Source organism: Paraliobacillus sp. X-1268 (assembly GCF_003426095.1).
In the GTDB taxonomy this organism is placed as follows: domain Bacteria; phylum Bacillota; class Bacilli; order Bacillales; family Amphibacillaceae; genus Paraliobacillus_A; species Paraliobacillus_A zengyii.
In genome coordinates this window covers 74,273-81,999 of sequence record NZ_QJSK01000011.1, presented here as the reverse complement: position 1 = coordinate 81,999, position 7,727 = coordinate 74,273, and the positions used below count along the sequence as shown (strand labels likewise).

General features: G+C 35.3%; 8 protein-coding genes and 1 pseudogene. 1 reads left to right on the top strand and 8 read right to left on the bottom strand.

The window, feature by feature from the left end; all coding sequences use genetic code 11:
- Nucleotides 1-274 (top strand): annotated as a pseudogene (locus D2K62_RS18970) (hypothetical protein); the annotation flags it as partial.
- Here the strand turns inward: D2K62_RS18970 and D2K62_RS18795 are convergent.
- The 8 genes from D2K62_RS18795 to D2K62_RS12655 form a co-directional block, all read right to left on the bottom strand.
- Nucleotides 234-389 carry a hypothetical protein gene (locus D2K62_RS18795; protein WP_157967401.1) on the bottom strand — a complete coding sequence of 52 codons (156 nt, stop codon included), beginning with the start codon at nucleotides 387-389 and terminating at the stop codon, nucleotides 234-236. The pseudogene D2K62_RS18970 and the gene D2K62_RS18795 sit on opposite strands and share 41 nt — an antisense overlap.
- 40 nt (nucleotides 390-429) lie before the next feature.
- Entirely contained in the window at nucleotides 430-1,464 is a 1,035-nt protein-coding gene (locus D2K62_RS12685; protein ID WP_112182184.1) for an AimR family lysis-lysogeny pheromone receptor, read from the bottom strand.
- A 242-nt stretch (nucleotides 1,465-1,706) separates the two neighbouring features.
- Nucleotides 1,707-2,555: a stage II sporulation protein SpoIIQ gene (gene spoIIQ / locus D2K62_RS12680; protein ID WP_112182185.1), complete on the bottom strand. Its 849-nt coding sequence runs from the start codon at nucleotides 2,553-2,555 to the stop codon at nucleotides 1,707-1,709.
- 151 nt (nucleotides 2,556-2,706) lie between these two features.
- Nucleotides 2,707-3,756 (bottom strand): stage II sporulation protein D, encoded by a 1,050-nt coding sequence (gene spoIID / locus D2K62_RS12675; protein WP_112182186.1) that lies wholly within the window; start codon nucleotides 3,754-3,756, stop codon nucleotides 2,707-2,709.
- An 872-nt stretch (nucleotides 3,757-4,628) separates the two neighbouring features.
- The gene (gene murA, locus D2K62_RS12670) at nucleotides 4,629-5,945 is read right to left on the bottom strand and encodes a UDP-N-acetylglucosamine 1-carboxyvinyltransferase (RefSeq protein WP_117149527.1); all 1,317 of its coding nucleotides are present in this window, start codon (nucleotides 5,943-5,945) and stop codon (nucleotides 4,629-4,631) included.
- A gap of 35 nt (nucleotides 5,946-5,980) precedes the next feature.
- Nucleotides 5,981-6,700, bottom strand: coding sequence for a YwmB family TATA-box binding protein (locus D2K62_RS12665; RefSeq protein ID WP_112182188.1), 720 nt, complete (start codon nucleotides 6,698-6,700; stop codon nucleotides 5,981-5,983).
- 90 nt (nucleotides 6,701-6,790) lie between these two features.
- Nucleotides 6,791-7,021, bottom strand: a complete 231-nt coding sequence (locus D2K62_RS12660) for a DUF1146 family protein (protein ID WP_112182189.1) — start codon at nucleotides 7,019-7,021, stop codon at nucleotides 6,791-6,793.
- Between the two features lie 282 nt (nucleotides 7,022-7,303).
- Nucleotides 7,304-7,705 (bottom strand): F0F1 ATP synthase subunit epsilon, encoded by a 402-nt coding sequence (locus tag D2K62_RS12655; protein ID WP_112182190.1) that lies wholly within the window; start codon nucleotides 7,703-7,705, stop codon nucleotides 7,304-7,306.
- Nucleotides 7,706-7,727 lie beyond the last annotated feature (22 nt).

Here is a 7,727-nt window from a genome sequence, read left to right as displayed (position 1 = left end):
TTTGAAGGCTAATTTGCGTTTCACTCGTATGTCAGTAAGAGGCAAGAAGAAAGTGGAAAATGAATTAGGATTTGCATTCATGGCGGTGAACTTGAGAAAGTACACGGCTAAGCATGCGCATGGTGCAACAAATCCTGAAAATAATCCAACAAAAAAAGATTCCGACCATCTTCCTAAGATGATCGGAATCTTTTTCGTTATTTTGGCTAATTATGTCCCAGCCTCTAAAAACATTAACCAACATCGCCATGTCCAGGATCAGCCATTATGTTGACAGAAATATTCACTTCTTCTTCGCCGGTAGATATTATATCCGTCTCTACCAGAGTAACTTGGCTACCTACTAATAAAATAACAGCCAATAACATTGATGAGAAAATTTTCTTCATGTATTATTCACCTCCTCTAAATAGAGTTATAAAACTGAGATTACATTTTATCCATAGCATGAAGTGGTAACCGAGCGAAAAAAAGATCACTTCTTTTTTCAATAAAATCATTATAGGAACTAATAAGCAGCTTTCTATCCTGATATGCTCGTCCAAGGTAATACTTTGTAAATGGGGTAATCTCAGTAATTCCAATTAGTAATTCTTGAGCCCTTAAAAAGTTCTCTTTTGCTATTTCCAAATGTGCTTGTTCACTCCAATCATTCGTAACAACACCATCTGTTTGGGCGAAATGAGCACATATAAAGGGGTTGTTTTGATTGTTTATCAAGTTTAATAAACGCTGATCTTGTAAGTTTTCAGCAATTATCTTCGCTTGATTTAAGTGATACATACAAGAGTTGAAATCATCAAAAATATAGGTTAGACTCAGATTTACATGTAGGTGTGCTTTTTGTTTTTTATTATACATTTTATTTAATAAGCGAAAGCCATACTTTCTCGCTAAGATAGCTTCATTGCTTTTCCAATAATATGCAAAGAATAACTGATCCAAATTGATATTAGCTAGAGAAATCAACACATGATTGTCTAATTTAAGTAACAAGTCTTGTATTTCGTCTAACAAGAAGTTAAAACTTCCATAATCAAACATATCAAAATTTATACTAAGCATTGTATACTTCATGACAAACTGTAATTCTTTGTCTTCTGTTTCGATTCTTTGTAACTTTGTTAGAATTTTGTGATGCGGTATCGTCCGAAAACGTCTGGCGAGAACCAGTTCATAAACAGTAGCCCATTTGTGGTTGATCTGATTTTTACTTTTTTTATTTTTATCTATTAATACTTGTGTTTCTTCATAGAATCCATTCGTATACAAAAAATGCATTCCTATTCGCCAATCGACTTCATTTGTTGTGATTAGACAATATTCACTTGTTAATTTGATAACCGTATCATCATCTTTTTCCATACTAGCTACCGTAATAAATTCGTTTAGATTACTTATTCGATCCATTTCTATCTCGGTACTTTTGTTGTTTTCCTTGCGGAGAGCGTTATCTTGTCTCATAAACACCCCTCCTTCCAAAATCAACCATCACTTATTATTATTTCATATATTCATAATAATTCAACCCTAAAGTCTATATTTTTTCGACAATTTCCTGCAAATATTCAAACTAGTGATGAAAAAGTTAATTAAGTCTATGATTTAATCAACTATTTTTCATTATACTTTTCTTCTATTCTACTTTAACAATCCATAGACAAAAAAAACATGAAGGAAAATTCCCTCATGCCTTTTATATTCATTTATGTGTTCGTTGTTGCTCTAGAAGATTCTTGCTCTCCTGTCGACTCATCTGGGTTTGGAACAGTTTCTGTTTCATCATTTTCTGCTTCATCTGTATCTTCTGCTTCATCTGTAACTTCTGTTTCTTCAGCAGATTCCTCAGCACTTGGAGCTTTAATATCTGCTAATGGTTTGTTCAAGTACATTTCTGGATCTACTGCTACGTTGTCTTTTCGGATTTCAAAATGAACATGTGTGCCGCTTGCTTGGCCATATACATTTTGACCTGAAGTTGCAACACTCTCACCTTGCTCAACCTTTTGGCCCGCTTTGACTGTTACATCTTGTAAACTTGCATAATAAGTAGAAACACCATTCTCATGTTCCATTTCTAGTACATAGCCTAGCAATGGATCTTCCTTCACTTCTGTAACCTCACCGCTTAATGCTGCAGTTACTGAAAATGTTTCATCTGAAGCTGATGCAATGTCTATACCTTTACTTTGGTAGTATTTATTGTTGTATAGAACGAGTGCTTGTTCTTGCTCTTCAGATGTCTTATCGAAATCATAAAATTTTGTTACAATGTCAGTTTGACTATCTTCCGCTACTGGCATCTTTACGACTTCTGATTGACTTACAACAGTATCTGAATCTTGTTCATAGTCTAATGGATTCCCATTAGAATTTCCTAGATTCGTCTCTGTATTATCCGTTGCCTCTGGAATCTGGTTATCTAAATTTTGATACCATAGAACACCAGTTAACAATAGTGCAGCAACTGTTAAATATACAGCAGGAAAAAACCATTTCTTCTTGAAGATACGTTTCCAACTTTGTTTTGAAACGTTATTATTATCTTCTCTCATTTTACATCACCTCAGGAACCATTCTGATCAGAAACAGGAAATAATATACATCGTTTATCAATTTTTTAATTAATACGATGATATATTTGTTAAACCCTCTTCTAATTCAGTAAAGTTCTTCGCTGGTAAAACGTTCATCCTAATTATAAGTTTAGTTTTTCACTACTAAAGTAGGTGTTGCATCTTCTATTCTTTCTATCTCTGTTCCTTGGTAATAATAGGTTACAATATCTTGATAACTCTTCCCATCCTCAGCCATACCATTGGCACCATATTGACTCATACCAATTCCATGCCCATAACCTTTTGTTGTAAAGATGAGATGATCATTTTTTTGTTCTATACTAAAATCACTCGATCTTAACTCTAATGCTTCTCGTATATCTCTTCCTGTGAAGGTTTGTTCTGCTATTTTAACCGTTTCCACACGATTACTCGCTGTTCTTGTCATGCTAAAATCATTGTTAGATTGAGATAGTGTTACACCTAAAGCTTCTTCTACTTGATCAATCGGAACAATCTTTTGATCTAGAAACTTTGGTGAGTCTTGATCCCACGGGCTAGCTACACTTTTTAAATAAGGTAAAGCGTTCTCCCAATAATCTTCAGCATTTTCCGTGTAACCATTACTAGTTGAAAAAAAGGCTGGTGTAATAGGTTGATCTTCATAGGTTAAAATTTCTCCTACTGTACCTGCAACTGCTTCTTTAATTTTACTTATTTTCCAACTGTAGTCACTTCCCCAAACTTCCCTGAGCTCTTCATCACTCTTATAAACTTGGTGCTGAACTGTATCTGTAACATTTGCTGCATCATCTGTTACATGTGCCAGATAATTAACAATGTAGGTTCTCGCTGCAAGTGCTTGTGCTTTTAATGCTTCCAGTTCAAATTCGGCAGGCATCTCAGAAGCAACAACTCGTGTTACATAATCTTCCAATAGAACCTTTTCGATTTGATCTGTTTCTGAACGCATTACTTCAACCGTAAATGCTGAGTCATCAGAGGACAATGTAACAGCCTCTGCAGGCTTTTCTACCTCCGCTTCGGTAGATGTCTCTAATTCTGTCATTTTTGTTGTATGTGGCGCTACAATTAAAGCTGGAACTAACAATATAATAGTTAACAACAGTCCTACCAGTAACATACTGCTAGATTTCCAATATAAGCCTCGTTTTTTGTTTTTATTATACGGATGCATATACGTCCTCCCTTTACCAAACATCATCTTCGTATCTACTAATTACTCTATACATAAAAACAAGATAGTAGAACGAGAAATTTAGTTTGGTACGAGCAAACATTGTAAAAAAAGCACCAGCTATTTTTTTAAAAAATATAAACAAATTACGCAGAGAGAAATTTTAAAATTAGTTTTGTAAACTTAAAAAGTAAAGCAATCTAAAGTTGAAGTTGACATCGAGCTCCTCATTTCGTTTCATCATTTGAAATTGATCGAAATTGCGACGTAGCATTCTTTACATAAATTGTAACACAACAGAATTCATGCCCCGCTCCTCAAGCGAAATGGGCTCCCTTTCCGCAGGCACGGCTATTCCTGCAGGAGTCTCGCCGATTTCGCTTGATCCGCTGGTTTTAGTTAGCTAATTAAAATTGCGTAAATGACTCTATTTTCCTTAATTAATGACTAACTAAAGCAAGAGTTAGAAACAATAAAAAGTGATTTTATCACCTGTATAAAAAAGATACGCTATCCAGCGAAGGTAGTAAATGGTTGACACTCCTGTGGGAACAGCAAATGTTTTCGATGGGATGAGTAATCGCAATCCCACAAGCCGAAGATCCACTTGGAAGTGTTCTTTGCTTCCAAGTAGTTAGCTAAGGTTGTGCCCACGGAAAGGGAGACCATTTTCTACCGTAGCGTGGTAGTAATTAGTATATTATTTAGCTAGCCGATAATAATGTTGTGTCGTAGTTGATAGAAAATCAGGTGGTAAGGGTAATTGCTACATCAGCACCACAATTGGAATACACTTCAATAAGACAGATATGTATAGAAAAAAAGCTGTGCAATTGAGACTGAAATCGTCTAATCGCACAGCTTTTTATTTTTTATAAAGCAGAAAAATGTTTTGTTTCTGTTTCTGCTTCTTCTATTATAATTTCTTCTTCATCATTCACACGTTCAATATCCGCACCCAATCCTGCAAGTTTCTCTGTAATATCTACATAACCTCGGTCAAGATGTTTTAATTCCGTAACACGTGTATAACCTTCTGCTTTTAAGCCAGCTAATATTAATGCTGCACCTGCACGAAGATCAGTAGCTGCAACCTCTGCGCCCTGTAAGACACCTGGTCCTTCGACAATTACGCTACGACCTTCAATTTTAACTTTTGCATTCATACGACGAAATTCTTCTACATGCATAAACCGATTTTCAAAGACGGTTTCCGTAATGACACTCGTGCCTTCCGCTTGTAACATAAGCGCAAGCATTTGTGATTGCATATCGGTAGGAAAACCTGGATGTGGCATTGTTTTCAAATCAGTGGCTTTTAACTTGTGTGGCCCGATTACCCGCACACCATTAGATTCTTCTACAATCTTCACACCCATTTCTTCCATTTTAGAAATTAATGCACGTAAATGTTCTGCATCTACACCTTTTACAAGCACATCTCCACCAGTAATTGCAGCTGCAATCATATATGTTCCAGCTTCAATTCTGTCTGGGATAATAGAATGTTTTGCACCATGTAACGTTTTGACGCCTTCAATTTTAATTGTTTCTGTACCAGCTCCGACAACTCTAGCGCCCATTTCATTCAAATAGTTAGCAAGATCAATAATTTCTGGTTCTTTTGCTGCATTCTCAATTGTAGATTTACCATCTGCTAATGCTGCTGCCATCATGAGGTTTTCTGTTGCACCAACACTTGGTACATCTAAATAGATTTTCGCACCTTTAAGACGTCCATTTGAAAACACTTCGACAAATCCATTTCCAACATGTACATCTGCACCCATAGCTTCAAAGCCTTTTAAATGCAAATCAATAGGTCTTGAGCCAATAGCGCAACCACCTGGCATTGCTACTTTGGCATGACCGAAACGTGCTAACGTTGGTCCTAAAACAAGAACCGACGCGCGCATTTTTCTTACATATTCAAAAGGGGCTTCCGTAATTAAAGGTTTCACTGCGTCAACTACTACTGTATTATGTTGAAAATCAATCTTTGCGTTCATATTGCTTAATACATCTTTCATAGTCACAACATCAGCTAAAGCTGGAACGTTATGAAGCTCACTTTTTCCTTCACTTGCCATTATACTTGCTGCGATGACAGGCAATACAGCATTTTTCGCACCTTCTATTTGTACAGTGCCGTTTAGCTGCCTACCACCACGGACGATGATTTTATCCAAGGCTCATTCTCCTCTAAAGTCCAATTTCTATATTATTAATATTCAGTCGTTAGGATAGGTGTTCCTATTGTTAAGGTTATTTTTCCGTTTAAACCTTTTCTTGCTGCTAATTGAATATTCATTGACTTGTTCAATGAAGGTATAGCAGCTTCCCATTTGTCTGTATATCCAGACATTACATTAAAATCTTTTTCATTCATTTCATCGATCACTTCTACATCTAACTTTTCTATCATTCTATCAAAAAAATAATCACTACCTATAATAGCATCTACTTCTGTCGAAATACAAGTAAATTTTGTCACATCCTTACTAAAAACATTTTCCAATAAGAGATGAAGACGTTCTTCTATAGGGTTTTGATTAAAACTACCTGCTTCTAATGATTCCATTTTATAAATCACATCTACAGTATCTTGATTTTCTGAGGTTACCATTATAATAGATTCGATCCGATCCTCTTCTTTACGGCTGTCCCACTTATATTTTGTTGCTTGTTCAGTTTTCTCAGTCGTATAACCATTAGAAAAGCCGATTTGATTTATTGCGTGCATTATTTCTGGCATCTCTTTTTTGCTAATTTGTTCTCTCATCATAATTTGCCATGTCTTTACCTGTAACGCTTCTGCTTCTACAGCTTCCATCATTTCTACCAACTCATCTGTTGCCGATTCTTTTGCAACGACGTCTTTTAAATGAAAAGTGAAAATTAGTAATACAAGTAGTATAATTGCTAAACCTTTATTTTTAATCATGATTTTATCTCCCTACCTTTTTTATTACTCAGTATGGTCGCTTTGCTTCCTCTCCATACTAAAAGGTATTCGTCAAATCATGACAATAGTTTAAAACAAGTAAACAAATTGTTGCGACCATTTAAGAAAATCTAAGAAGAAATTGCTAACAGTCGAACCAATAACAATCGCAATAAAAACAATCAAAATCTTAGCTTCAAATGTCCGCGCTTTTTTAAAAATTGGATCCAATCTTAATGCTTGCATAATTTGCCACGTTATAACAATAAAAATAATGTGGGAAAGCATGCTAATTAAAGCTAATCTCCCTAGTTCTTCCATAGATGAAACCTCACTTTTCAATTTAATCATGCATACAAATATTTGTCATTTCCCGGGAAATAGCGACAATAAATACGCATATATTTTTTTCACAATTATCATTTAACCTAATTAAAGATAATACCATGGATCGTTGGTTTTTTAAATGACTTTTTATCTATTCCCCAGCAAGTTTAAACTAAACATACCATTCCTATACTAAATATAGTCGCATAGAATCAAAAAAAGACTTTAAATCCAAAGTTAAAATGGAAATAAAGTCTTTTTATAATGTAGCACTCTCTATTTGTTTTCTATCACATCTAGACGATTTAGTGCACGTTTAAGTGCATATTCTGCCCTTTTAAAATCAACATCATCTTGTTTAGTTTGCAAACGCCTTTCAGCACGTTCTTTCGCTTTACGAGCACGCTGAACATCGATGACACCAGGCGTTTCAGCTGATTGCGCAAGAATGGTTACTTTGTTGTTATTCACTTCAACAAACCCGCCATTTATTGCAATTTTTATCGTTTCGTCATCTCTTTTTAATCGTGTCACACTAATTACAAGTGGCGCAATTAATGGAATGTGATTTGGGAGAATTCCTAATTCACCGTTTTCAGCTTTACAACTAACCATTTCAAATGTGTCTTCTAAAATAGGGCCATCAGGAGTGACAACACTCACCGTTAGTGTTTTCAATGAAACCCCTCCTCAGGCTGGA